This window comes from Fictibacillus aquaticus, from assembly GCF_002245695.1.
GTDB lineage: Bacteria > Bacillota > Bacilli > Bacillales > Fictibacillaceae > Fictibacillus > Fictibacillus aquaticus.
In genome coordinates this window covers 1,551-3,518 of the sequence record NZ_NOII01000026.1, presented here as the reverse complement: position 1 = coordinate 3,518, position 1,968 = coordinate 1,551, and the positions used below count along the sequence as shown (strand labels likewise).

The 1,968-nt window shown below is 44.4% G+C and carries 2 protein-coding genes; one reads left to right on the top strand and one right to left on the bottom strand.

The genetic code is table 11. The annotated features are described in order from the left end of the window. Positions 1 to 79 precede the first annotated feature (79 nt). Entirely contained in the window at positions 80 to 772 is a 693-nt protein-coding gene (locus CGZ90_RS18660; RefSeq protein WP_240515485.1) for an FHA domain-containing protein, read from the bottom strand. Positions 773 to 961: 189 nt separating this feature from the next. Between CGZ90_RS18660 and CGZ90_RS18655 the strand changes: the two genes are divergently transcribed. Next, positions 962 to 1,756, top strand: a complete 795-nt coding sequence (locus CGZ90_RS18655) for an EcsC family protein (protein ID WP_094254027.1) — start codon at positions 962 to 964, stop codon at positions 1,754 to 1,756. The last annotated feature ends 212 nt before the right edge of the window (positions 1,757 to 1,968 follow it).

Below are 1,968 nucleotides of genomic sequence, written 5' to 3'. Positions count from 1 at the left end.
TTACAGTATAAAAAAACCAGCCTCCTAAAGGAAGCCGGTACGATAATCTGTTGTTTAAATAATATGTAATTCTTTTCAGTCAAGTCAGCTCCAGCATATAACCGTACCTTGGGAGGCTGATGATTTTATCTCCATGCGGACCAAGCTTCTTCCTTAACCGGTAAACAAGCGCGGTGATCTCGTCATTCCCGACATCCGGAATCGCCTGTACACCGTGAGGCAAACGCTCCGGCCAAACGTGCAGTTTGATTTCATCATAACTTACTGCTTGGTTTTTTCTTGCATACAGCAGCATAAGCAAGTCTGTGTGCTTTCCTGATAAAATTAGCGGCTGTTTATCAATAATTACCTGCCGCCGTTCCGGAACGATATACAGTCCCTCCTGCATCTCAGAAAATCCGCCTGCAGGCACCGAAAATTCCATTGTCATATCCCAATCCGATTCATCACTATTCACGAACGATAACCTTACCGCCCCTTTTGCAAGCGTAATAATATCCCCGTTCTGGAGCTCATGCTGTTCATAAGGAGCAAATGGGCTTTCATTTAGTTCTGTACCATGCTTGCTGCCCAGATCTTTTATATAGACCTTTCCGTTTTCAACTATAATCACAGCATGATTTCTTGACACATATGGACTCTGCAGAGCAATATCCGCAGTTGTCCTCGGATTCAACCTTCCGATCGTCAGCTCGCCTTCCCTTAAAGGAATAATGCTCCCTGTCTCATAGGGATCCCCTAATTCAACTTTCAAATACATTCCTGATTCCATGTCAATCTTCCTCCGGCCATCAAAGTGCATAATAGCATTGTAAACAAAAATGGGGTACGGTACCACAAAAAGACAAAAAGATTAAAATGTCCATGTGGAGTGGACAGCATCACACATTTTGAAACATTTTCGGATTACATTCGTTAATAGGATGGGAATGGTATTAATAGAAAGCGAGGCATGGTTTGTATGACAGAAACGAAAGAACAGCTTCAATCAATGCTGCACGATATTGAAAAATGGGAGAAAGACCAGAAAAGCCTCTGGTTTTGGGAGCGGATCGGCCGCATACCATTTATGCTGCTTGACAAGTTTACTCCTAAATTCATACAGGACAAGATGATGACCCTTGTAGATGAAATTGGCGGCTTTATCCAGACCGGTGGCCGTTATTTAATATCTGAACAATCGATCATGAACCGTTTTTCAAAACATACGGGGGGTTCAGATGGCGTGCAGCTTGAGGATGTAGCGAGTATGCCAGTCAATGTGATGGAGCAAGTCGCGCAAGAGCTTCGTTCGTCACGAAAAAATATCGCTTCCGTACAAGGCGCGTCTACGGGTATCGGAGGCGTATTTACACTCGCAGCAGATATCCCGCTGAGTCTGGGGCTTGCATTAAAAACTCTGCAGGAAATTTCGCTCGCATACGGCTATGATCCACACGAGCAAGAAGAGCGTTATTTTATCATAAAATGTCTCCAGTTCGCGTCATCAGATGTTGTCGGCAAGAAGGCAATCCTGGAAGACTTGACCGCGTTGAACCGCAGTGAGACGAACCGTCAGGCGTTCTCACAAGTGCAGGGCTGGCGCGAGGTTGTCATGACCTACCGTGATAATTACGGCTGGAAGAAGCTGTTTCAGATGGTGCCTGTCGCAGGTATTGTGTTCGGTGCGTTCATTAACCGAAGTGCAATTGATGAAGTGGCTGAGACTGGGATGATGCTGTATAAGAAAAGAAGAGTGCTGGAGAGATTAAAATAGTTTAATGTTGTACAAGCCGCCGCTTTGGCGGTTTTTTATTATTCACGAAGGAAGGATATATCGGTATGTGCTTCCCTTCCCTTCTGATGGTAAATGCATACTTTTAAGTACTCTCATGGCTGTAAGGGCAGATGGGAGATGTAAAAAGAGTCTCGCCTCTTTGTTGGAGATGGAATTTTTAAAAAGGAAGCTGTAATCGTTTAATGCTTGGA